Origin of the sequence: Streptomyces gelaticus (assembly GCF_014649535.1) — a bacterium.
GTDB classification, from domain to species: Bacteria; Actinomycetota; Actinomycetes; order Streptomycetales; family Streptomycetaceae; genus Streptomyces; species Streptomyces gelaticus.
The window spans coordinates 2564-26874 of record NZ_BMTF01000005.1; the positions used below are offsets into that span (position 1 = coordinate 2564).

The 24311-nt window shown below is 68.1% G+C and carries 19 protein-coding genes; 11 read left to right on the forward strand and 8 right to left on the reverse strand.

What is annotated here, in order from left to right; genetic code table 11:
• Window positions 1-126 precede the first annotated feature (126 nt).
• Entirely contained in the window at window positions 127-1626 is a 1500-nt protein-coding gene (locus IE107_RS08895) for a glycosyltransferase family 87 protein (RefSeq protein ID WP_189542950.1), read from the reverse strand.
• Window positions 1627-1714: 88 nt separating this feature from the next.
• The gene (locus IE107_RS08900; protein ID WP_229866826.1) at window positions 1715-4006 is read right to left on the reverse strand and encodes a transglycosylase domain-containing protein; all 2292 of its coding nucleotides are present in this window, start codon (window positions 4004-4006) and stop codon (window positions 1715-1717) included.
• 153 nt (window positions 4007-4159) lie between these two features.
• Between IE107_RS08900 and IE107_RS34770 the strand changes: the two genes are divergently transcribed.
• The 4 genes from IE107_RS34770 to IE107_RS08915 all read left to right on the forward strand — a co-directional run bounded on the left by IE107_RS34770 (window position 4160) and on the right by IE107_RS08915 (window position 8059).
• On the forward strand, window positions 4160-4297 hold the full coding sequence (locus IE107_RS34770; RefSeq protein ID WP_229866781.1) for a hypothetical protein: 138 nt from the start codon (window positions 4160-4162) through the stop codon (window positions 4295-4297).
• Between the two features lie 519 nt (window positions 4298-4816).
• On the forward strand, window positions 4817-5524 hold the full coding sequence (locus IE107_RS08905; protein WP_189542955.1) for a PadR family transcriptional regulator: 708 nt from the start codon (window positions 4817-4819) through the stop codon (window positions 5522-5524).
• A gap of 59 nt (window positions 5525-5583) precedes the next feature.
• Complete coding sequence (locus IE107_RS08910) at window positions 5584-6666, forward strand: inositol-3-phosphate synthase (protein WP_189542957.1); 1083 nt, start codon at window positions 5584-5586, stop codon at window positions 6664-6666.
• Between the two features lie 124 nt (window positions 6667-6790).
• Window positions 6791-8059 (forward strand): MFS transporter, encoded by a 1269-nt coding sequence (locus tag IE107_RS08915; RefSeq protein ID WP_189542959.1) that lies wholly within the window; start codon window positions 6791-6793, stop codon window positions 8057-8059.
• A 137-nt stretch (window positions 8060-8196) separates the two neighbouring features.
• Here IE107_RS08915 and IE107_RS08920 read toward each other — a convergent pair whose 3' ends face one another.
• On the reverse strand, window positions 8197-9639 hold the full coding sequence (locus tag IE107_RS08920) for a CCA tRNA nucleotidyltransferase (protein WP_189542961.1): 1443 nt from the start codon (window positions 9637-9639) through the stop codon (window positions 8197-8199).
• 183 nt (window positions 9640-9822) lie between these two features.
• Here IE107_RS08920 and IE107_RS08925 point away from each other — a divergent pair, with 183 nt between their 5' ends.
• The 7 genes from IE107_RS08925 (at window position 9823) to trxA (ending at window position 19503) form a co-directional block, all read left to right on the forward strand.
• On the forward strand, window positions 9823-12120 hold the full coding sequence (locus IE107_RS08925; protein WP_189542963.1) for a DUF6049 family protein: 2298 nt from the start codon (window positions 9823-9825) through the stop codon (window positions 12118-12120).
• A gap of 49 nt (window positions 12121-12169) precedes the next feature.
• On the forward strand, window positions 12170-14329 hold the full coding sequence (gene murJ, locus IE107_RS08930; protein ID WP_189542966.1) for a murein biosynthesis integral membrane protein MurJ: 2160 nt from the start codon (window positions 12170-12172) through the stop codon (window positions 14327-14329).
• A gap of 128 nt (window positions 14330-14457) precedes the next feature.
• On the forward strand, window positions 14458-16173 hold the full coding sequence (locus tag IE107_RS08935; RefSeq protein ID WP_189542968.1) for a protein kinase family protein: 1716 nt from the start codon (window positions 14458-14460) through the stop codon (window positions 16171-16173).
• Window positions 16174-16332: 159 nt separating this feature from the next.
• Entirely contained in the window at window positions 16333-17037 is a 705-nt protein-coding gene (gene sigM, locus IE107_RS08940) for an RNA polymerase sigma factor SigM (protein WP_189542970.1), read from the forward strand.
• The gene (locus IE107_RS08945) at window positions 17034-18029 is read left to right on the forward strand and encodes an RsmA family anti-sigma factor (protein ID WP_189542972.1); all 996 of its coding nucleotides are present in this window, start codon (window positions 17034-17036) and stop codon (window positions 18027-18029) included. Before sigM ends, IE107_RS08945 begins: the two co-directional genes overlap by 4 nt.
• Window positions 18030-18163: 134 nt before the next feature.
• Window positions 18164-19126, forward strand: a complete 963-nt coding sequence (gene trxB / locus IE107_RS08950; protein WP_189542974.1) for a thioredoxin-disulfide reductase — start codon at window positions 18164-18166, stop codon at window positions 19124-19126.
• A 47-nt stretch (window positions 19127-19173) separates the two neighbouring features.
• Window positions 19174-19503, forward strand: a complete 330-nt coding sequence (trxA, locus tag IE107_RS08955; protein ID WP_072487592.1) for a thioredoxin — start codon at window positions 19174-19176, stop codon at window positions 19501-19503.
• Window positions 19504-19586: 83 nt separating this feature from the next.
• Here the strand turns inward: trxA and IE107_RS08960 are convergent, their stop codons facing one another.
• The 5 genes from IE107_RS08960 to IE107_RS08980 all read right to left on the reverse strand — a co-directional run bounded on the left by IE107_RS08960 (window position 19587) and on the right by IE107_RS08980 (window position 24297).
• A complete protein-coding gene (locus IE107_RS08960) occupies window positions 19587-20204 on the reverse strand; it encodes a GNAT family N-acetyltransferase (RefSeq protein WP_189542976.1) in 618 nt (205 codons plus the stop codon).
• A gap of 299 nt (window positions 20205-20503) precedes the next feature.
• Window positions 20504-21604 carry a ParB/RepB/Spo0J family partition protein gene (locus tag IE107_RS08965; RefSeq protein WP_189542978.1) on the reverse strand — a complete coding sequence of 367 codons (1101 nt, stop codon included), beginning with the start codon at window positions 21602-21604 and terminating at the stop codon, window positions 20504-20506.
• Window positions 21601-22677 (reverse strand): ParA family protein, encoded by a 1077-nt coding sequence (locus tag IE107_RS08970; protein WP_189543429.1) that lies wholly within the window; start codon window positions 22675-22677, stop codon window positions 21601-21603. The genes IE107_RS08965 and IE107_RS08970 overlap by 4 nt, the downstream gene beginning before the upstream one ends.
• A gap of 291 nt (window positions 22678-22968) precedes the next feature.
• Window positions 22969-23685, reverse strand: coding sequence for a 16S rRNA (guanine(527)-N(7))-methyltransferase RsmG (gene rsmG / locus IE107_RS08975; protein WP_189542980.1), 717 nt, complete (start codon window positions 23683-23685; stop codon window positions 22969-22971).
• Window positions 23686-23787: 102 nt separating this feature from the next.
• A complete protein-coding gene (locus IE107_RS08980; RefSeq protein WP_189542981.1) occupies window positions 23788-24297 on the reverse strand; it encodes a Jag family protein in 510 nt (169 codons plus the stop codon).
• Between the last annotated feature and the right edge of the window lie 14 nt (window positions 24298-24311).

The window sequence follows — 24311 nt, forward strand, 5'->3', positions numbered from 1 at the left end:
CTGTCCGGCGGATCAGGGCCTCGGGCCGGTCAGCGCAGTCCCGTCGTTCGTCCGCAGAGCGCCGGACGGGCCTCTGCGGACACGGCCCCGGGCCGGTGTCCCTCCGGACGGGAGGGACACCGGCTCTCAGTCGGCGACCGGTTCGCGCCCCGCGCCCCACTCCACCCGCGGCCCTTCCACCGCGGGGTGGGCGTGGCACGACGGATGCGCCGCCCGCCCCAGCACGAACGCGTCCGGGGCCCCGTCGAGCACCCCGCCGGACGGATCGTCCGACCCGTCACGCCGTACGACGTCCCGCTCCGGCATGAGGACATCCCGTACGACCACGGCACAGAGGTACAGCGTGCCCAGCAGATGCAGGGCGATCGCCAGCTGATACCCCTCCGTGGGCAGCCCCTGGTGCTTGTCCCCGCTGGTCGTGTACGCGAGGTACATCCAGATGCCCAGGAAGTACATGACCTCGCACGCCTGCCAGATCAGGAAGTCGCGCCAGCGCGGCCTGGCCAGGGCGGCCAGGGGGATCAGCCACAGCACGTACTGCGGCGAGTAGACCTTGTTGATGAGGATGAACGCCGCGACGACGAGAAAGGCGAGCTGCGCGAAGCGTGGCCGGCGCGGCGCCATCAGCGTCAGCGCGGCGATGCCCGCGCACAGCAGGGCCATCAGCAGTTCGGAGATGTGGTTGACGGTCGATGTCTCGATGCTCTCGCCGGTGCGCTGGGTGATGATCAGCCAGAAGGATCCGAAGTCGATGCCTCGTTCCTCGCTGAACGTGTAGAACTTCTTCCAGCCCTCGGGGGCGAGAGTCATCACCGGCAGATTCACCACCAGCCAGGACACCACCGCCCCGAGCGTCGCCGTGCCGAACTCCCGCCATTTGCCCGCCCGCCAGCACAGGACGAACACCGGCCCCAGCAGGAACACCGGGTAGAGCTTGGCGGCCGTGGCGAGCCCGATGAGGATGCCGAACGCCAGCACCCGTCCCCGGGACCACATGAGCATCGCCGCGGCCGTCAGCGCGATGGCCAGCAGGTCCCAGTTGATCGTGGCGGTGAGTACGAAGGCCGGCGCGAGGGCGACCAGCAGCGCGTCCCAGGGGCGGCGCCGGTGCGTACGGGCGACACAGACGGCGATGATCACGGCACAGATCATCAGCATGCCCGCGTTGACCATCCAGTACATCTGCTCGCGGTGCTGGATGGAGCCGCCGGGCGTCAGCCAGGAAGCGACCTGCATGAACAAGCCGGTCAGAACGGGGTACTCCAGGTACTGCATGTCGCCGACCAGCCGGTCGAAGTACGGCACGAGTCCGTCGGAGAATCCACGTGCGACGAAGAGGTGCGGAATGTCCGAGTAACAGGCGTGCGTGTACTGCGAACCCGCGCCCCTGAACCACGCCCAGTTGTAGCAGGGCAGCTTCTGCACCATGCCCAGCGCGAACATCCCGAGGGCCACCAGCGCGACGACGCCCACGGGGGTGAGCGCCGTGCTGGCGAGCCGGGTCCAGCGCCCCGACCGGCCGCCGATCAGCTCGCTGCCGGCCGCGGCGACCTCGTCCTGGTGCGTGGGCCGCACGACGGACCGTTCCTGGTGCTGGTGCACGCTCGTGTCTTCTGCGCTTGGCATGCCGCACATCCTGCCGTACGGGGCTGTAGAAGCGACGAGGGCCGCCGCACCGTGGTGCGGCGGCCCTCATGACCGGGTGGTGCGGACGCTATCCGGCGGGCCCGCCGAAGATTGCGCCGCTGTCGTTCCCGCCGTTGCCGTTCCCGCCGTTGCCGTTCCCGCCGTTCGCGTTCCCTCCGGTCGGTGGTCCGGGGGTCGTCGACGGACTGCTGCCACCACTGGTGTCTCCGCCGTTCGCGCCGCTGCTGGTCCCGCCGTTGTTGTGCTGGCAGTCCCAATCCCACGTACCGCAGGTATCGGTGGGGTCCGGCGACGGGGACATGGACTTCGAGGGCGACTCGGTCACCGTCGTGGACGGCAACGGCGTCGTCGCGGTGGGCGTCGGCCTGGGGCTCTGCGCACCGCCACCGTAGACCTTGTCGCCGATCGGCTCCGCCTCCGGGAAGTTCACGACCGGCTGCCCCTTCAGCGCACCCGCCATGTAGTCGTGCCAGATCTGGGCCGGGAACGACGCACCGTGGATCGTCTTCTCGCCACCCGTGCCGTACATCTTCTCGAACTTGCGGTTCTTGTTCGTCGCGTCGTCGTCGAGCCGGTACATGCTGATGGCCGTGGACAGCTGCGGCGTGTAGCCGACGAACCACGCCGACTTGTTGTCGTCCGTCGTACCGGTCTTGCCGGCCACGTCCCGGCCGGGCAGCTGCGCGGGCGTACCGGTTCCCTTGTCGACAACGTTCTTCAGGACGTCGGTGACGTTGTCGGCGATCGCGGCGTCGAAGGCACGCTTGGTGGCTTCCTTGTGCCGGTAGACGGTCTTGCCTTCGTGCTTCACCTCGGAGACCGAGTAGGGCTCGCGCTGCTGGCCGCTGGCGGCGAAGGTCGCATACGCACCGGCCATACGGATCGCACTGGGCGAGGACGTACCGATGGAGAACGACGGCACGTGCGAATCCGCCATCTGTTCGTCGTCCTTGAGCCCCGCGGCCACGGCGATCTCCTTCACCTTGTCGGTGCCGACGTCCATGCCGAGCTGCACGTAAGGGGAGTTGGCGGACCACTGCATGGCCTCGCGGAGGGTGATGTTGCCCCTCGACTCATGGCCGTCGTTGGCCTGCAGCCACTCCTTGCCGTTCTCGTCGGTCCAGATCTCGCCGTTGTACTTCTTGATCTTCAGCTTGTCGTCGGCGTTGTAGATGCTGAGCGGCGAGACCTTGGTGCGATCCGACGGGCCCTGGTCCTCCCCGAGCGCGGGGTTCCGCTTGCCGTACTCCATCGCCGCCGCCAGCACGAACGGCTTGAAGGTCGAACCGACCTGCGCACCGGTGGGGTTGGCGTTGTTGGTGAAGTGCTTGGTCGCGTCCTGACCGCCGTAGATCGCCACGATGGCCCCGGTCTTGGGATCCACCGAACCGCCGCCGAACTGGACATGGGTGTCCGTCTTCGGCCGCTGCTTCGGCTTGATCTTGCTGTCGTAGACCTTCTGGACCGCGTCGTCGAGCTCCTGCACCTTCTTCTTGTTGAAGGTGGTGCGGATCTGGTAGCCGCCCCGGGCCAGCATCTCCGCCGTGACGCCCTCGGTGTTGTTGCTGAGGAAGTACTGCCTGGCGAGTTCGACCAGGTAACCGGTCTGACCGCTCAGCTGGGCGTTCTTCTTCGGCTGGAGGGGCGTCGGGAACTCGGTGTACTTGGCGCGCTCCGCCTGCGAGAGGCGTCCGTCCTTCACCTCTTCGTCGAGGATCCACCGCCAGCGCTTGATGGCCCGTTCGGTGTTGAGCTTCGGCGTCGCCTGCACGGGGTCCACATCGGTGGCGCCCGCCGGGTCGTAGTAGGACGCACCCTTGAGCAGCGTGGCCAGGAACGCGCACTCGCTCGGATTCAGATCGACGGCGTCCTTGCCGTAGTACGTGCGGGCAGCCGCCTGGAGTCCCGAAGCACCTCGCCCGTAGTACGAGACGTTGAGGTAGCCCGCCATGATTTCGTTCTTCTTCATGTCGTTGGTGACCTTGAGCGTGATGAAAAGTTCCTGGAACTTCCGGCTCAGGGTCTGCTCCTGGGACAGACGCGAGTTCTTCACGTACTGCTGGGTGATCGTTGAACCACCCTGCGTCTCGCCTCCGGTCGCCATGTTGAACAGGGCCCGGGCGATGCCCATGGGGTCGATGCCCCGGTCGGTTTCGAAGGACTTGTTCTCGGCCGAGATGACGGCGTTCCGCATCGCTTCGGGGATCTGCTCGAAGCCGATGATCTGGCGGTTGACCGCACCGCCCGTGGCGACCATCTGTTTGCCGTCGTCCCAGAGGTAGACGTTGTTCTGCGCCTCCGCAGCTTCGTTCACCTTGGGCTTCTCGACCATCGCGTACGCGATACCGGCGAGGCCCATGAGCAGGCCGAGGAAGCCGATGCAGAGGCTGGAGACCAGCTTCCACGACGGCACCCAGCGCCGGAAGCCGTACTTGCCGGCGCGCGGGTAGTCGATGAAGCGTTTCTTGGCAGGGCGCTGGCCCGCGCGGCCACGCCCCCTGCCGGGACCCTCGTGACCGCCGTCGCCGCCACCCCCGCGGCGGCGACCACCACCACCGCCACCGCGGCCCGCACCGCCGCGCTGGGCGGCTCGTCTGGCCGCCGCGCGTCCGCCGTACGGGCTGTCCCCACCGTGCGAATCGGATGGTGACTCGGACGTTACTCCACGTGACGGAGCGGCGCGGCGTCCTGAGGACTGCTGGGCGGCTCGTCTGGCCGCTGCACGCCCGCCACCTTGCGGTTGCGGCGTTTTGCGACGGTGCTCGCTCATCGAACGACTACTCCTCGGGCAGGCGAGAGCGCCTGGAAGCGGCAGTTGAGATCCGGTCCCCCCGAATTACGGACCAGCCCTGCGACAGGCTCGTCCGCCATGCGCCCGGCTGGCCCGCGAAGACTGACGCGCGTGTGCGTCACGCGGTTCCCGGTGGTCTGCATGCCGCACAGACTACGCACGGTCAAAACCCTTCTAGGACCGAACTTCACCCCAAACAACGCAAGTCGGTGCCTACGAATTCGCGATGTGACGCCGTTCACGATGACTCCCCTTGTCGCATCACGAGGACCGATCTATCGTCGTGATGTATCGAGTCGATACATCAGCTCGGTACATCGGCCCGGCACCGGGCTCCGCAGGAGCAGTCGGACGCACTCGGAGAAGGAGGAGGCGAAGTTGAGCAGACGCTCCGGCATCCTCGAATTCGCCGTTCTCGGCCTGCTCCGCGAGTCCCCGATGCACGGCTACGAGCTGCGCAAGCGCCTCAACACCTCGTTGGGGATCTTCCGCGCCTTCAGCTACGGCACCCTCTATCCCTGCCTCAAGACGCTGGTCGCCAACGGCTGGTTGATCGAGGAACCGGGGGCCGCTCCTGCCGACCTTCCGCCCACCACCGGCCGTGCGGTCGCCCCCGCCTCCTCACTGGCCGGGCGCCGCGCCAAGATCGTCTACCGGCTGACGGCGGAAGGTAAGGAGCACTTCGAGGAACTGCTCTCGCACACCGGCCCCGACTCCTGGGAGGACGAGCACTTCGCAGCCCGTTTCGCCTTCTTCGGGCAGACGGAGCACGAGGTGCGGATGCGAGTGCTGGAAGGCCGGCGCAGCCGACTGGAGGAGCGGCTGGAGAAGATGCGGGCCTCTCTGGCCCGCACCCGCGAGCGCCTCGACGACTACACGCTCGAGCTGCAGCGACACGGCATGGAGTCCGTGGAGCGCGAAGTGCGCTGGCTGAACGAGCTCATCGAGAGCGAGCGGTCGGGACGGGATCAGCGACGATCCTCGCCCGGGAGCGGAGCTCAGCAGAACACAGCAGGGGAGCCGGACGGCCTGCCCCGGCGCCGGGGTGACACCCCGCCGGATCCGTCCGACGACACCGCAAAGTGAGGTCCCCGCAGATCCGCGGGGCCTACGGGAACATCCAAAACACACAGGGAGCAACCGGAATGGGTTCGGTTCGCGTAGCCATCGTCGGCGTGGGCAACTGCGCCGCCTCGCTGGTCCAGGGCGTCGAGTACTACAAGGATGCCGATCCGGCCGGCAAGGTGCCCGGTCTGATGCACGTCCAGTTCGGCGACTACCACGTGCGCGACGTCGAGTTTGTCGCCGCTTTCGACGTCGACGCGAAGAAAGTCGGCCTCGACCTCGCGGACGCCATCGGTGCCAGCGAGAACAACACCATCAAGCTCTGCGACGTGCCGAGCTCCGGCGTCACCGTCCAGCGCGGCCACACCCACGACGGTCTCGGCAAGTACTACCGCCAGACCATCGAGGAGTCGGCCGAGGCCCCGGTCGACATCGTCCAGGTCCTCAAGGACCGCCAGGTCGACGTTCTCGTCTGCTACCTGCCCGTCGGCTCCGAGGTCGCTGCGAAGTTCTACGCGCAGTGCGCCATCGACGCCAAGGTCGCGTTCGTCAACGCTCTCCCGGTCTTCATCGCCGGCACCAAGGAGTGGGCGGACAAGTTCACCGAGGCCGGTGTCCCGATCGTCGGTGACGACATCAAGTCGCAGGTCGGCGCCACCATCACGCACCGCGTGATGGCGAAGCTCTTCGAGGACCGGGGCGTCATCCTGGACCGCACGATGCAGCTGAACGTCGGCGGCAACATGGACTTCAAGAACATGCTCGAGCGTGAGCGCCTGGAGTCCAAGAAGATCTCCAAGACACAGGCCGTCACCTCCCAGATCCGGGACCGTGAGCTCGGCGAGAACAACGTCCACATCGGCCCGTCGGACTACGTCGCGTGGCTGGACGACCGCAAGTGGGCGTACGTGCGCCTCGAGGGCCGCGCCTTCGGTGACGTTCCGCTGAACCTGGAGTACAAGCTCGAGGTCTGGGACTCCCCGAACTCCGCCGGTGTCATCATCGACGCTCTCCGCGCCGCGAAGATCGCCAAGGACCGCGGCATCGGTGGCCCGATCCTCTCCGCGTCCTCGTACTTCATGAAGTCCCCGCCGGTCCAGTACTTCGACGACGAGGCCCGCGAGAACGTCGAGAAGTTCATCCGCGGCGAGGTCGCCAACTGACGCAGCCGGACACGGCACGTCCACGCGGCGGGGTGCCGAGCGGCAACGCTCCGTCCCTTCCGCACCGTTGAGGGTCCCCGGGCAATCTGCCCGGGGACCCTCAACGTATGTGACTCTTGATCGCATGGCCGTCGTGGGTGATCTGCGCGTTCTTCTGCGCCTTCGGAACTTCCGTCGTCTGCTGGCCGTACGACTCCTCTCCCAGTCGGCCGACGGTGTCTTCCAGGTGGCGCTGGCGGCTCACGTCGTCTTCTCACCGGAGAAGCAGGCTTCGGCAGGGGCCATCGCCTCCGCGATGGCGGTACTGCTGCTGCCCTACTCGCTCATCGGCCCCTTTGCCGGCGTTCTGCTGGACCGCTGGCCGCGCCGTCAGGTCTTTCTGTACGGGAACCTGCTGCGCGCCGCGCTCGCCTGTTGTACGGCGCTCCTCATCCTCGGCCCCGTACCCGATTGGCTCTTCTACGTCTCGGCGCTGTGCGTCACCGCGGTCAACCGATTCGTCCTGGCCGGCCTCTCGGCCGCGCTGCCGCGGGTCGTCGACAGCGACCGGTTGGTGCTGGCCAACTCGCTCTCGCCGACCGCCGGAACGCTCGCGGCCACGGCGGGTGGCGGCCTCGCCTTCCTGGTACGGCTGCTGCTCGCGAACTCCGATGCCGCGGTGATACTGCTGGGCGCGGCGCTCTACCTCGCTTCGGCACTGGCCTCCCTGACTCTTGCCACCGGGCTCCTGGGACCGGATCGGGACGGAGAACGGATCGAGCTGAGAAAGGCGCTGGCCGTCACCGCACGGGGGCTGGTCGAAGGGTTGCGTCATCTGGCGAAGAGGAAGCAGGCCACCCATGCACTGGCCGCCATGACCGTGATGCGCTTCTGCTACGGAGCGCTGACCGTGATGGTGCTGATGCTGTGCCGGCACGCCTGGACCGAGAGCGAATCCGAGGGCCTGGCCCTGCTCGGAGTGGCCGTGGCGGTCTCCGGTGCGGGGTTCTTCGCGGCGGCCGTACTGACGCCCTGGGCGGTGGGCCTGCTCGGCCGGTTCCGCTGGATGGCGGTGTGCGCAGCGGGGGCCGCCGTCCTCGAACCCGCGCTGGGGCTGTGGTTCGTCCCTGTGCCGATACTGGTCGCGGCGTTCGTCCTCGGGCTGGTCACTCAGGGAGCGAAGATCGCGACCGACACGGTGGTGCAGACCGCGGTGGAGGACTCCTTCCGCGGCCGAGTCTTCTCCCTCTACGACGTGCTCTTCAATGTCGCTTTCGTGGGGGCCGCCGCGGTCTCCGCCCTGGTGCTGCCTCCTGACGGTCGATCGGCCGTGGTGGTGATCGGGGTGGCGGCTCTCTACGCGGTCGTCGCGGTACTGATGTTCCGGTGGGACCGCGCCGGGGAGGCTCGCTAGCGGCCGGGACGCGGCAGAGCGAAGGGCGGCGTTTCACGTGAAACACCGCCCTTCACCGGGGCAGAGTGAGGAGCGGGGTCATGTTTCACGTGAAACATGACCCCGCTCCTCATGGCGGCGGACCAGGCTGCCAGCGGCTAGCCCTGCACGGCCCACCATTCCTTGAGCCTCTTCACCGCCACGTCATGCTCCATCGGGCCGTGCTCCAGACGCAGCTCCAGCAGGAACGCGTATGCCTTGCCGATCACCGGCCCGGGACCGACGCCCAGGATCTTCATGATCTCGTTGCCGTCCAGGTCGGGACGGATGGCATCCAGCTCCTCCTGCTCCTGCAATTGCGCAATGCGCTCCTCGAGCCCGTCGTAGGTCCGTGAGAGGGCGGCGGCCTTGCGCTTGTTCCGTGTGGTGCAGTCCGAGCGGGTCAGCTTGTGCAGCCGCTCCAGCAGGGGGCCGGCGTCGCGCACATAGCGGCGGACCGCGGAATCGGTCCACTCGCCGTCGCCGTAGCCGTGGAAGCGCAGATGAAGCTCCACCAGCTTCGAGACGTCCTTGACCATGTCGTTGGAGTACTTGAGCGCGGCCATCCGCTTCTTGACCATCTTGGCGCCCACCACCTCATGGTGATGGAACGAGACGCGCCCGTCCTTCTCGAAGCGCCGTGTTCGCGGCTTCCCGATGTCATGGAGGAGAGCGGCAAGGCGCAGAACGAGATCCGGGCCGTCCTGCTCCAGGTCGATCGCCTGTTCCAGGACGGTCAGCGAATGCTCGTAGACATCCTTGTGACGGTGATGCTCGTCACTTTCCAGACGCAGCGCGGGGAGCTCCGGCAGCACCCGCTGCGCCAGCCCGGTGCCGACGAGCAGCGCCAGCCCCTTGCGGGGGTGGGTGGAGAGCAGCAGCTTGTTGAGCTCCTCCCTGACCCGCTCGGCGGAGACGATCTCGATACGCCCGGCCATCTCCGTCATCGCGGAGACCACCTCGGGAGCGACATCGAAGTCCAGCTGAGCCGCGAATCGGGCGGCGCGCAGCATGCGCAGCGGATCGTCGGAGAACGACTCCTCGGGTGTCCCGGGGGTACGCAGAACTCGCTCCGCCAGGTCCTCAAGACCACCGTGCGGATCGATGAATTCCTTCTGCGGAAGCGCGACGGCCATCGCGTTGACCGTGAAATCGCGGCGCACGAGGTCTTCCTCGATGGAGTCGCCGTAGGACACCTCGGGCTTGCGCGAGGTCCTGTCGTACGCCTCCGACCTGTATGTGGTGACCTCGATCTGGTAGCCGTCCTTCTGGGCACCCACGGTACCGAAGGCGATGCCGACCTCCCATACCGAGTCGGCCCATGGCCGGACGATCTTCAGTACGGCCTCGGGGCGGGCGTCGGTCGTGAAGTCCAGGTCGTTCCCGAGCCTGCCGAGAAGCGCGTCCCGGACCGAGCCGCCGACAAGGGCGAGACTGAACCCGGCGTCCCGGAAACGGCGCGCGAGGTCGTCGGCGACCGGGGACACCCGCAGCAGTTCGCTGACTGCGCGGTGCTGTACCTGGGTCAGGGCACGGGAGCTGTCTTCATTGGCGTTCGACACAACAGAAAAGGGTACGTGCCCGAACCGGCCCGGTCGCCCTGGTTTCGTCCCGCCCTGCAAGACTCTTCCGATCATGTAGCGAGCTCCCCAGCACGTGGCACCCGCGCACATCGTTACCATGCGTGGACGCAACAACCGACAACCATCGACACCAGCTGACGACGACGAGGGACGGGTACGCGCGTGGCCGAGGCGGCAGACATTCAGGGGATCGGTCCTTCTCCTGCCCGCCGGTGGCTGCGGCGCACAGCCGCCCTGATCATCGGGGCGCCGCTCGTCGCAGCGCTGCTGGCCGGACCGACCGCACCCGCGGCGCAGGCCGGCGGGACCGGCAAGGCACCCACCGGGTCCGAGACGGTCGACGTGTCCCTGAACGGCCTGGCTCCGAGCGCGCCGGTCAAGGGGGACACCCTGACCGTCTCCGGCACCGTGACCAACCGGGGCAAGGACACGATCACGGGAGCCACGGTCGACCTGCGGGTGGGCCCGAAGCTCCGCAGCAGGACGGAGATCGATACCGCCGCCAGGCGCACCGGCTACGTGCTGGGCAGCGATCCCGCCCCACTCGGCGGCAAGTACACGGTGAAGTTCGCGAAGCTCCCTTCCGGGATCAGCCAGGACTTCACGCTGTCCGTCCCGGTCGGCAAGCTGGGGCTCGGCGACGACGGCGTCTACCAGCTCGGTGTCTCGCTGACCGGGCAGACCTCCCGGCTCCGGTACGACCAGGTGCTGGGGATCGAGCGCACCTTCCTGCCGTGGCAGGAGGAGGAGCGTGACTCCAGGACGAAGGTCACCTATCTCTGGCCGCTGATCGCGTCGGCCCATGTCACAGCCGAGACAGGCACCGACGACCAGCAGACGCCCGTGTTCGCGGACGACGACCTGGCTGCCGAGCTGGCTCCGGGCGGACGGCTCGAACAGCTGGTCTCACTGGGCAGCCGACTTCCGGTGACCTGGGTGATCGACCCGGATCTGCTGGCCAGTGTCGACGCGATGACGGGGAACTACCGCGTCAAGTCCGGTGACACCACCGTCGCCGGGAAGAACCAGGACGTAGCCAAGAAGTGGCTCACCTCACTCGAGGCCGCGGTCTCGGAGGGGAAGGTCGTCGCGCTGCCGTTCGCCGACCCCGACCTGGCGTCCATCGCGCACCGCGGCAAGAACGTCTCCGGCACCCTCAGCCACCTGCAGACCGCCACCGAAGCGGCCGGGACGACGGTGCAGACCATCCTTCACGTGAAGCCGTCCACCGACTTCGCGTGGCCCGTCGACGGGGCGATCGACCCGTCGGTCGTCGATGTCGCCACCTCCGCCGGAGCCCACAAGGTGATCGCCCGCAGCGACAGCCTCCAGGAGACCGGCAATCTGCTGTACACGCCAACCGCCGCCCGGCCGATCGGCGGCGGCACCACCGCGGTCGTCGCCGATGCCCGGCTCTCCACGGCCTTCCAGGGCGACATGTCAAAGGCTGGGAACTCCACCCTCGCCGTACAGAAGTTCCTCGCTCTCACGCTCGCCCTGACCGAACAGGACACGGACATCGAGCGGAGCATCGTCGTCGCACCGCAGCGGATGCCCACCGTGGCCCAGGCCCAGTCGATGGCCCGCGCCCTGCACGGACTCGACGACGAGCGCTGGACACAGCCCCTCGGGCTCGTGGAAGCAGCCGCCGCGAAGCCCGACGCGAACGCGACGACCAGCGTCCCCAAGGCCTCCCAGTACCCGAAGAAGCTCCGCAGCCAGGAGTTGCCCACTCAGGCCTTCCAGGACATCAAGTCGACCCAGGCCTCGCTGAACAGCTTCCAGGTCATCCTCACCCAGCCCGAGCGGGTGGTGACCCCCTTCGGCAACGCGCTCAACCGGTCCATGTCGACGTCGTGGCGCGGCAAGCCGCTGGAGGCCCAGCAGTACCGGGACTCGGTCCGCACCTATCTTCAAGACCTCATCAACGAGGTCCAGCTCATCTCGAAGTCGGACGTCACCCTGTCCGGCCGCAGCGCCACGATCCCGGTGACGGTGCAGAACAGGTTGTTGCAAGGCGTGGACCACCTCGTCCTCCGGCTCAAGTCGGAGAACGCCACACGCCTCAAGCTGAACAACGGCGGGGCCGTGGCGGAGCAGCCGATCCGGATCGGTCCCGGCCACAGCCAGTCCGTGAGGTTTGACGCGGCAGCCAACGTCAACGGCCAGGTACAGATGACGGCGCAGCTCTACACGGAGGACGGCACGCCGTACGGCGAAGAGATGACCTTCACCGTGAAGGTCTCCGAGCTCACCCCGACCGTGCTGCTGGTCATCGCCGGCGGGCTGCTGCTCCTGGTTCTCGCGGGCATCAGGATGTACACCCACCGCAAGCGCACCAACGCGGACGGCGAGACCGGGGACGACGGCGGTGAACCCGGGCAGCCGAGTGACCCGACTCCGGACACCGGTCCGGAAAGCGGGGAGCCGTCGGCCTCGGGTGAGAAAGTGGAACGTTGAGCGATGTCTGTCGTGGCCGGTCGGCCGGGGACGATGAGGTGGGGTTTCGATGAACGCGCCGTACGACGGTGACCGCGGTCAGGGTGCGGGCGGAGCCGGGCCTTCCGGCGGGTCACCGATGCCTCCGGGACCGGGCCAGGTCCCGCCGACGCCCGATCCGTACCTGCAGGACGCCTACGACCGCGACCCCTACCGCGCCCAGGATCTGTCTGTCCAGGACCCGGTCACCGAGGCGCTGTACGACCGTGCCGCGCACCCGCCGCCGCCCCCGGGCGCGTATCAGCAGCCCCAGCCGCTCTACCAGCAGCCGCCCGCTGCCCAGTACCCGCCCGACCCGCGCATCTGGGCGCAGGCCCCGCCCCCCGAGCCCGACGGCCCCTCGCGGCACCTGCCGTACGGCGACGATCCAAGGACCACCCAGTTCGTCGGGGTGGACGACCTCGTCAGCCAGGCTTCCCGGGACGACGAGCAGCCGGATGCCTTCGCGCACCTCTTCCGGGACCAGGAGGGTCCTTCGGGATCCGCGCCCGTCCCCCCGGAGCCCGAGCCGGCCCCGGCACCCGCCCCGCCCAAGGCCGGCGGCCGGGCCTCCGGGATACTGAAGTCCAGCGCGCTGATGGCGGCCGGCACGCTCGTGTCCCGCCTCACCGGATTCGTCCGCAGTCTTGTGATCACCGCCGCGCTCGGTGCGGCCCTGCTCGGCGACAGCTTCACCATCGCCTACACCCTGCCCACGATGATCTACATCCTCACCGTGGGCGGCGGCCTGAACTCGGTCTTCGTGCCCCAGCTCGTCCGCTCCATGAAGGACGACGAGGACGGCGGGGAGGCCTACGCGAACCGGCTTCTGACTCTCGTCATGGTCGCGCTCGGCGTGATCGTCGCGCTCGCGGTCTTCGCCGCTCCATGGCTGATCCACGCGATGTCGCCGACGATCGCCAACGACGTGGCGGCCAACAGCGTCGCCGTGACGTTCGCCCGGTACTGCCTGCCGACCATCTTCTTCATGGGCGTGCACGTCGTGATGGGCCAGATCCTCAACGCGCGCGGCAGGTTCGGCGCGATGATGTGGACCCCGGTCCTCAACAACATCGTCATGATCTTCACGTTCGGCATGTTCATCTGGGTCTACGGCACCTCTGCCGAATCCCAGATGGGTGTCGAGACGATCCCGCCGGAGGGTGTCCGGCTCCTGGGCATCGGCACGCTCCTCGGCCTGGTCGTCCAGGCCCTGGCCATGATCCCGTATCTGCGCGAGGCCGGTTTCCGTTTCCGCCCGCGCTTCGACTGGAAGGGACACGGGCTCGGCAAGACGGTCAAGCTGGCCAAGTGGACCGTCCTGTTCGTGCTGGCCAACCAGGCAGGTGTGCTCGTCGTCACCCAGCTCGCGACATCGGCGGGCAAACTGTCCGGCCAGGACGGCACCGGCTTCCTCGCCTACTCCAACGCCCAGCTCATCTGGGGCATGCCGCAGGCGATCATCACCGTCTCCGTCATGGCGGCCCTGCTGCCCCGCATCTCCCGCGCCGCCCACGACGACGACCCGGGCGCCGTCCGCGACGACATCTCCCAGGGGCTGCGGAACTCGGCCGTCGCGATCGTGCCGGTGGCCTTTGCCTTCCTCGCACTCGGGCTGCCGATGTGCACCCTCCTGTACGCCTCCGCGGGCACCGAGGCCGCCCGCTCCATGGGCTTCATCCTCATGGCCTTCGGTCTCGGCCTGATCCCGTACTCCGTGCAGTACGTCGTGCTCCGCGGTTTCTACGCGTACGAGGACACCCGCACGCCCTTCTACAACACAGTCGTCGTCGCTGCGGTCAACGCGGCCGCCTCGGCCCTCTGCTACGTCGTTCTGCCCGCCCGCTGGGCAGTGGTCGGCATGGCCGCCTCGTACGGGCTCGCCTACGCCGTCGGCGTCGGCATCGCGTGGCGACGGCTGCGCAACCGCCTGGGCGGAGATCTGGACGGTGCCCATGTCGTACGCACCTACGCCCGCCTGTGCCTGGCCGCGGTCCCGGCAGCGGTGCTCGGCGGCGGAGTGGGCTTCGCCGTTCTCGAAGGCCTCGGCGAAGGTGCCTTCGGTTCGCTCACCGCTCTGATCTGCGGTGGGGCCGTACTGCTGGGCGTCTTCTTCGTCGCCGCCAAGCGGATGCGGATCGAGGAGATCAACGGCATGGTCGGCATGGTCCGAGGCCGACTCGGCCGCTGAGGATTCGGCGGCCGCACAACCATCACTGCCCCTTGCGTGTCGTGCATAGCGCCGGAGTGTGGGCACAATTGGCGTAACTGTGCAGAGCTGGCGGGCATCGCGCAACGGATGGGGAGGCAGGAACGACGGTGGCGGAACGTAGCACGGCTGCCGTCGACGTGGCCGACAACAGCGGTGATGAGCCGCTGGCCGCCAAGGCGGACGAGGCCACGACCGACGGGACGGCAGAAGCTCAGGACACCACAGGCACGAAGCCGCAGGACACGGATGGTGAACGCATCGGTTCCGAGGCCACCTTGCCGACCCCTGATCTGCACAGTGGCCACAAACTTGCCAGACGCTACCGGCTCGAGGAGTGCGTCACCCGTCTGGACGGCTTCAGCAGCTGGCGCGCCGTCGACGAGAAGCTGCGCCGCGCGGTCGGCGTCCATCTGCTTCCGGCCGACCATCCGCGTGCCCGCTCCGTGCTGGCCGCCGCCCGGTCCTCCGCACTGCTTGGTGACCCGCGCTTCGTGCAGGTCCTCGACGCGGTGGAGGAGGACGACCTCGTCTACGTCGTCCACGAATGGCTTCCCGACGCCACCGAGCTCACCTCCCTGCTCGCGTCGGGGCCGATGGACGCGCACGACGCGTACCAGCTCGTCAGCCAGGTCTCCCAGGCCATGGCGGCAGCACACCGAGAGGGCCTCGCGCATCTGAGGCTCACCCCGGGGGCGGTGCTGCGCAGCTCGACCGGGCAGTACAGGATCCGCGGCCTCGCGGTGAACGCCGCCCTGCGCGGCATCACCTCCGACGGTCCCCAGCGGGCGGACACCGAGGCGATCGGCGCCCTGCTCTACGCCGCGCTGACCCAGCGCTGGCCGTACGAGAACGACGCCTACGGCCTGACCGGGCTGCCCAAGGGCGTGGGACTTATCGCCCCCGACCAGGTGCGGGCCGGGGTCCACCGCGGCCTCGCTGAGCTCGCCATGCGCGCGCTCGCCAACGACGGCGCCACCGCCTCCCGGCAGGAACAGCCGTGCACCACGCCGGACGAGCTGGCCAAGGCCGTCGCCGCGATGCCTCGCATCCGTCCTCCGGAGCCTGCCTTCACGGCGCCTCCCGAGTACCAGCGCACGACCTATCAGCAGGGTTCCTATGGGCGTCCGCCGACAGGGCCCGTCGCCGCGCAGCCCACGATCGCCATACCCCCGGCACCGCTGCAGAGCCGCACCGGCAAGGCCCTGAAGTGGGCCGTGTCCGCGCTGCTCATCGCCGCGCTGGGCCTCGGCAGCTGGCAGCTCGCCGAGACGCTCCTGGACCATCGCAGCAAGGGGTCCGACCCCGGGGAAAGCACACAGACCACCCCGGAGAACGGTGACAACAAGCCCCGGCAGCCGACCGAACCGCTGCACATCGCCGGTGCGACGGAGTTCATGCCCGGCGGCTCGGGGATCCAGCCGGATCAGGTGTCGAACTCCGTCGACAGCAACGCAAGCACGGCCTGGATCACCCCGCGTTATGTGGGCTACGCGAACTTCGGCAACTACCCGAACCGCAGGGACGGCAGCGGCATAGTCGTCGACCTGGGCAGCGTCCAGGACGTCGCAGGCGTCACGGTCAAGATGTACCGCAGCGGGCAGAAGGCCGAGGTGCTGGCGGCCGATCCGAGTGCCTCCGCCCCGTCGTCCCTCTCGGACTTCCCCCAGCGCCTCACAGAACTCGCAACGGCGGGGAGCGAGCTGAAGGAGACCTTCTCCAAGCCGGTGCGGACCCGCTACGTCCTGATCCATCTCACCGAACTGCCGTCGGACGGAACGGGTGGCTACCGGGGCGGGATCTCGGAGATCTCCGTACTCAAGTGACGGGGAGGCCGGGGGCACCCCGGCCTCCCGCACACCTGGCGCCCCTCACCGAATGTTCTCGTTCCCGCCTCGGACCGTCCCCCTTCCGCCCTCTGCCCTGGCCGACTCGAATCGTGATAGACAGACGGACCTCGACGCAGTGAAAGGGAGGGAGGGGAGGTGGCCGCCGAGCCGTCAGAACCACTCAGCGACTCAGACCTCCTCGCTCGCCATGTGGCCGGCGAACCGGACGCCTTCGGCGAGCTCGTACGACGCCACCGCGACCGGCTGTGGGCCGTGGCGATACGGACCCTGGGCGACCGCGAGGAAGCCGCGGACGCCGTCCAGGACGCCCTTGTCTCCGCATTCCGGGCCGCCCACACCTTCCGCGGCCAGTCCGCCGTCACCACCTGGCTCCACCGCATCACCGTCAATGCCTGCCTCGACCGGGTCCGCAAGGCGGCCACCCGCAGGACGGCGCCGGTCGACGACACCGGACGGTTCGAGCAACTCCTCGAACCGCATGAATCCGCGGAGGCGCCGGCAGAGCGCCAGGACCTCCACCGCGAGCTGCTGGCCGCACTGGCCACTCTCCCCGCCGAACAACGGGCCGCACTCGTCCTCGTGGACATGCAGGGCTACCCGGTGGCCGAGGCGGCGCGCATCCTCGACGTGGCGACCGGCACCGTGAAGAGCCGCTGTGCGCGGGGTCGGGCCCGGCTGGCGCCGCTGCTCACTCACCTCCGCAGCGAGGTCACGAGCACCGAGGGGACGGCCACGAAAAGGAACCGGACGCCGCGTGCATCCGTCCCACCGGCATCGGGGCCGAACGATGCGGGCACAAGCGATCCCGCTGCAGTGAAGGGCGGAGGTGGGCGCATATGACATCAACGACCGACACGAGCCAGCACCCGGACGTCACGGAGATCTCCGACCTGGCAGAGGGGCTGCTCCCACCGTCACGCTCGGCAGAGGTACGCGACCATGTGGACGGCTGCGAACTCTGCGGTGAGGTCCAGGCCTCGCTCACCGAGATCCGCGAGCTGCTCGGCACCGTGCCCATGCCACAGCGCATGCCGGACGACGTCGTGGACCGCATCGATGCCGCGCTCATCGCCGAAGCGGCTCTCGATACGACGGCGCCGCATGATCCGGTGCCTGTCTCACGTGACCCGGTGCCTGCTTCACAGGACTCGGCGCATGTTTCACGTGAAACAGAATCGTCGGCAGCACAGAAGTCGGGCGCGGATCCCAGTCCCTCGAACCGTCCGGCAGGTCGTCCCCAGGCAGCCACCGGCCCCGGCCGTCGGCCGGCCCGACGCCGCCGCACAGCCGTGCTCGGAGCCGCTCTCGGCGCAGCCGTGGTCGGCGTGAGCGTCCTCGTGCTGCAGGGCCTCCAGCCGTCCCAGGATTCCACGAGCCTCAAGGCGGCGGATCGCAGCGCCAGCTCTGCGGAGAACGGCGGCGAGGACTTCTCGGAGTCCACGCTCGAAGGCCGGGTGCAAGCGCTCCTCACGAACACCGGCGCAAAGCCGTCGAGGTCAGGAGATGGTGCGGGGGCAGAGAAGCGGGCCCCCTCCGTCGAGTCGCATTCGACGCCGAAGAGCACCTCTGCCGGATCCGAATCGCCCCAGACGCCCCTACGCGCACCCACCGTGCCCGTCCCGCCCTGTATCGAGCAGGCCACCGGGCGCAACGCCGCGGCCCTCGCCGTGGAAGAGGGCACCTACGAAGGCACGGACGCTTTCCTCGTCGTTCTTCCGCACCTGTCCGACGCGACCCGCGTACAGGCGTACGTCGTCGACGCGACCTGCGTCCGGGAGACGCCCTCGGGCAAGGGAGAACTCCTGCTGACCCGCACCTACGCACGCCCCTGAGAATCGCGTCGGACGCCGCCCTGGCACGGCGGGGAATGCTTCCCCCGTAGGATCCGTTGGGTGGGGTGAGAGTCGTTGAATCGACCCCAGTAGGCGTGGACAGTAGGCAGTCTGCAGAGACGAGGAAGAAACCCGTGAGCGACGTCCGTAATGTGATCATCATCGGCTCCGGCCCCGCGGGCTACACGGCCGCCCTTTACACCGCACGCGCCTCGCTGAAGCCGCTGGTGTTCGAAGGCGCTGTCACCGCCGGTGGCGCGCTGATGAACACCACCGACGTGGAGAACTTCCCGGGCTTCCAGGACGGGATCATGGGCCCCGAGCTCATGGACAACATGCGCGCCCAGGCCGAACGCTTCGGTGCCGAGCTCGTCCCCGACGATGTCATCTCCGTGGACCTCACCGGAGACATCAAGACGGTCACCGACACGGCGGGCACGGTGCACCGTGCCAAGGCGGTCATCGTGACAACCGGCTCCCAGCACCGCAAGCTCGGCCTGCCCAACGAGGACGCGCTCTCCGGACGCGGCGTCTCCTGGTGCGCCACCTGTGACGGCTTCTTCTTCAAGGACCAGGACATCGCCGTGGTCGGCGGCGGCGACACCGCGATGGAGGAGGCGACCTTCCTCTCCCGCTTCGCCAAGTCGGTCACCATCGTCCACCGACGCGACACGCTGCGCGCCTCCAAGGCGATGCAGGAGCGCGCCTTCGCCGACCCGAAGATCAAGTTCGCCTGGGACAGCGAGGTCGCCGAGGTGCACGGCGACCAGAAGCTGTCCGGTCTGACCCTTCGGAACACCAAGACCGGCGAGACGTCCGAGCTCCCCGTGACCGGCCTGTTCATCGCAGTGGGCCACGACCCGCGCACCGAGCTCTTCAAGGGCCAGCTCGACCTCGACGACGAGGGCTACCTCAAGGTCGATGCTCCCTCGACACGTACCAACCTGACCGGCGTCTTCGGCGCCGGTGACGTCGTCGACCACACCTACCGGCAGGCGATCACCGCTGCCGGCACCGGCTGCTCGGCCGCACTCGATGCCGAGCGCTTCCTCGCCGCGCTCGCTGACGACGAGAAGGCTGCTGCGGCCGCCGTCTGATTCGCACCTCTCACCCCACACACCCCCAAGAAGTTAAGGAGGTCGCCGTGGCCGGCGCCCTGAAGAACGTGACCGACGACTCCTTCGACGAGGTCGTCCTGAAGAGCGGGAAGCCCGTACTGGTGGACTTCTGGGCCGCCTGGTGCGGACCGTGCCGTCAGATCGCCCCCTCGCTGGAGGCCATCGCTGCCGAGCACGGCGACCAGATCGAGATCGTCAAGCTCAACATCGATGAGAACCCGGCCACGGCTGCCAAGTACGGCGTCATGTCCATCCCGACCCTGAACGTCTACAAGGGCGGCGAAGTCGCGAAGACCATCGTCGGTGCCAAGCCGAAGGCCGCGATCCTCCGCGACCTCGAGGACTTCCTCGGCTGAGTAGAACCGCAGCGCGCTGTTTCACGTGAAACGGGTCCATCCCTCGGGGACGGGCCCGTTTCACGTTGTCATGGGCTCTCGGATCACAACGGCCTCAGCGCCGGTTCCTTCTGCACCGCCCCCAGCAGCCGGTCCAGTGCCAGTTCGACGTCTTCCTTCCAGGACAGCGTCGTACGCAGCTCAAGTCTCAGCCGCGGATGAAGGGGATGCGGCCGTACGGTCTTGAAGCCCACCGCCAGCAGATGGTCCGCGGGAAGCACACAGGCAGGCTCCTTCCACCGGGCATCGCCGAACGCCTCGATCGCCTTGAACCCCCGGCGCAGCAGATCCTTGGCGACGGTCTGCACCATGACCCGGCCCAGCCCCTGCCCCTGGTAGCCCGGAACGATCCAGGCCGTCATCAGCTGTACGGCATCGGGGGAGACCGGGCTGGTGGGAAACGCGGTCGAACGCGGCACATAGGCCGGAGGCGCATAGAGCACGAAGCCCACCGGCACATCGTCGACATAGACCACGCGGCCGCACGACCCCCACTCCAGGAGAACGGCTGAGATCCAGGCCTCCTTCGCCAGCTCGGGCGTTCCCGCTTTTACCGCAGCTTCCCCGCTGACCGGATCAAGCTCCCAGAAGACACACGAACGGCAGCGTCTGGGCAGATCGGAAAGGTTGTCCAGTGTGAGCGGTACGAACCGACGCCCCATGAAGGCTGTTCCTCGCTTCCTTCGCCCGTCGCGTCGCGTGCGACGGTCAGTGCATTCCGTTCGAGGAGCAGGCTGCCGACGAACCCGCGACAGCCCCCAGGCCCATCCCTGCTGTCATCAGTCGGCTGCGGCTCACCGATCGCATGGCCCTCCCTACCGAAGGTGGCTCAAGCCGGATGTGCCATACCAGAACGCATCGTATCCACCCAGGGATGAAGTCGACACCGAGAGAAAGCAAAGGGCGGGCTGTGTTCCGGTGACACCGGAACACAGCCCGCCCCGCGACTCCTTCGGCCGGGTCAGCCCTCGTCGCCCTCTGCGGAATCCTCGGAAGGTGCCCGATCCAGCACGCGGCCCTCACCCGGTGCCAGGCTGCCGAGAATCCGGTCCAGATCCTCCATCGACGCGAACTCGACGACGATCTTCCCCTTTTTCTGACCGAGGTCGACCTTCACCCTGGTCTCGAAGCGGTCCGAAAGACGGGTGGCGAGATCGGAGAGCGCAGGCGACACCCGGCCGCCGGCCCGCGGCCCCTTGGACTTGGCAGGGCTCTTGGGATCGGAGCCCATGAGGGTCACGATCTCCTCGACCGCACGCACCGACAGCCCCTCGGCCACAATGCGATGAGCCAGCCTGTCCTGCTCCTCGGAGTCGTCCACGGACAGCAAAGCCCGCGCATGACCGGCGGACAGCACTCCGGCCGCCACCCTTCGCTGCACCGGAGCCGACAACCTCAGCAGACGCAGCGTGTTCGACACCTGTGGCCGGGAACGCCCGATCCGGTCGGCCAGCTGGTCATGCGTGCACTTGAAGTCCTTGAGCAACTGGTCGTACGCGGCCGCCTCCTCCAACGGGTTCAGCTGAGCCCGATGAAGGTTCTCCAAGAGCGCGTCCAGGAGCAGCTTCTCGTCATCCGTGGCCCGGACGATAGCCGGAATCCGCTCCAGACCCGCCTCCCGGCAGGCCCTCCACCGCCGCTCGCCCATGATGAGTTCATAGCGCTCCGGCCCCACCTTCCGCACGACAACGGGCTGGAGAAGGCCCACCTCCTTGATGGAGGTCACCAACTCCGCGAGCGCGTCCTCGTCGAACACCTCCCGCGGCTGGCGGGGGTTCGGAGTGATGGAACCGAGAAGAACCTCGGCAAAATACGCCCCAGCAGGTCCCGCCGACTCGGCGACCGTTCCGGACTCCGCAACCGGCGCGCTCGGCTCCGGCACCACCGGAGTGCCCGCGAGACCGGCCACCTTTGCCGCAGCCACCCCCCGCTCCGCCGTCATCACAGGACCCGCCCCCGCAGAGGTCGATCCCATCCCCGTGGACGGCACCTGCTTCTCCTGCGGAGCGGCGGGGATCAGGGCACCCAGCCCACGCCCCAACCCTCTTCGACGCTCGCTCACTGAATCCCCTCCGAAATACTCTGCTGACTGTTCCCGCTGCCCGTCTGGGCATGCTGGGACTCGTAGTGGACCCCGACACCCCGCAGGGCGATCTCACGCGCCGCTTCGAGGTACGACAACGACCCGCTGGAACCCGGGTCATAGGTCAGCACGGTCTGCCCATAACTGGGCGCCTCCGAGATCCGCACCGATCGCGGAATGCTCGTCCGCAGCACCTCCTTGCCGAAGTGGCTGCGCACCTCCTCCGCGACCTGCGAAGCAAGCCTGGTCCTGCCGTCGTACATGGTGAGCAGGATCGTCGACACATGAAGATCGGGGTTGAGATGCCCCCGCACCAGGTCCACATTGCGCAGCAGCTGCCCCAGTCCTTCCAGCGCGTAGTACTCACACTGGATGGGGATCAGCACCTCAGCGCCCGCGACCAGGGCATTGACCGTCAGCAGGCCGAGCGAAGGCGGGCAGTCGATGAGGATGTAGTCCAACGGCTGCTCGTACGACTGGATTGCTCGCTGGAGTCGACTTTCCCGCGCCACCAGCGACACCAGCTCGATCTCCGCACCAGCGAGATCGATGGTGGCGGGAGCGCAGAAGAGGCCCTCGACGTCCGGTACGGGCTGAACCACCTCGGAGAGCGGCCTGCTCTCCACCAGGACGTCGTAGATGGAGGGGACTTCGGCATGGTGATCGATCCCCAGAGCCGTAGAGGCGTTCCCCTGCGGGTCGAGGTCGACCACCAGAACCCGTGCGCCATGAAGCGCGAGCGAGGCAGCAAGATTGACCGTCGTGGTCGTCTTGCCCACTCCACCCTTCTGATTGGCCACCACCATGACGCGCGTCCGGTCAGGACGAGGCAGGCCCTCGCCGGCGCGGCCAAGGGCCTCAACCGCCAGCTGGGCCGCGCGACCGATGGGGGTGTCGTCCATCGGCGGCGGTGTTTCACGTGAAACACCCTCCCCCGCCGATTCGGTTCGGGGACCGGGGACCGGATCGGTCATCGGTCCCGCGATGTTGGCGTCGGACCGCAAGGATTCACTCTCCTCGACTTCAGGCTCGCAATGAACAGAGCCTGCCATGCTTTCGGGGTCGTGAACCAGCGAGGCCCGCTCTTCTGTGGATGAATCCACTTCTGTGGACAACTCCATAGCCCTAACGGGCCTGCGATGCCGCGGCGCGGCAGCCGCGCGACCGCGGCTGATGATTCCATGCAGCAGAGAGCGACGTTTCACGTGAAACACGATGCCCCTGCAGCCTAGCTACAGGGGCACGACACTCCGCATGGGGACGTACGGCTGCATACCGGAAGCACAGTCGACAGACGGCGCATACCACTCGTAGCACTCAGTCCCGCAGTGCGACCGGAGGCATCAGCGACGGCGCCTCGTACGACTCGTCCTCGCAGCCTTGGCCCTCTTCGCAGCGAACCTCACACCGCCCGGACTCTCACCCACCACCACACGCACCACCGTGGACATCGGGTCGACCACTCCCTCCCCGACATGCAGCACCTCGGTCTCCACCACACCGAGCTTCCCCAGGGCCGCACGCGCCCCCGCGATCTCCTCCTCGGCGGTGTCCCCCTTGAGCGCCAGCATCTCCCCGTACGGGCGCAGCAGCGGAACACCCCACCCGGCCAACCGGTCCAGCGGAGCCACCGCACGGGCCGTCACCACATGCACCGGCTGAAGCGAGCCCAGCACCTCCTCGGCTCGGCCCCGCACCACCGTCACATGGTCCAGGCCCAGCAGCTCCACGACTTCCTGAAGGAAATTCGTGCGCCGGAGCAGGGGCTCCAGCAGAGTGATCTTGAGATCCGGGCGCACCAGCGCCAGCGGAATACCGGGAAGACCCGCACCCGAACCCACATCGCAGACCGTGACCCCCTCGGGCACGACCTCGGAGAGCACCGCGCAGTTCAGCAGATGCCGCTCCCACAGCCTCGGCACCTCACGCGGGCCGATCAGCCCCCGCTTCACCCCGGCATCCGCCAGCAGCTCCGCGTAGCGGACAGTCTCCGGGAAGAACTCACCGAAAACCGCCCGCGCCCCTTCGGGCGCCTGGGGAAGCTCTACTTCCGCCGTCACGGGAACCGTCCTTCCGTACCGCACTGTGGGTGGCTGACTATCAGGCTGACAAAGATCGGCCCCGCCTGTGAACAGACGGGGCCGACAGAACTAGGGGTCCGGTCAGGCCGGGAGGACGACGACGAAGCGCTCCGGCTCCTCGCCCTCGGACTCGCTGCGCAGACCCGCGGCCGCGACCGCATCGTGCACGACCTTGCGCTCGAACGGCGTCATCGGGGCCAGCTTCACCGGCGCGCCGGTGCTCTTGACCTCATCCGCGGCCTTGGCGCCCAGCTCGGCGAGCTCCGCGCGCTTCTTGGCCCGGAAGCCCGCGATGTCCAGCATCAGCCGGCTGCGGTCCCCGGTCTCCCGGTGAACGGCGAGCCGCGTCAGCTCCTGGAGCGCCTCCAGCACCTCACCGTCGCGGCCCACGAGCTTCTGCAGTTCACGTGCCGAGTCGCTGATGATCGAGACCGCGGCCCGGTCCGCCTCGACATCCATGTCGATGTCGCCGTCGAGGTCGGCGATGTCGAGCAGACCCTCAAGGTAGTCCGCTGCAATCTCGCCCTCCTGCTCAAGGCGGGTCAAGGTGTCGCTGCCCTCAGCGGCCGTGGAGGTGGTGCCTTCCGTCACGGATGGACTCCTTC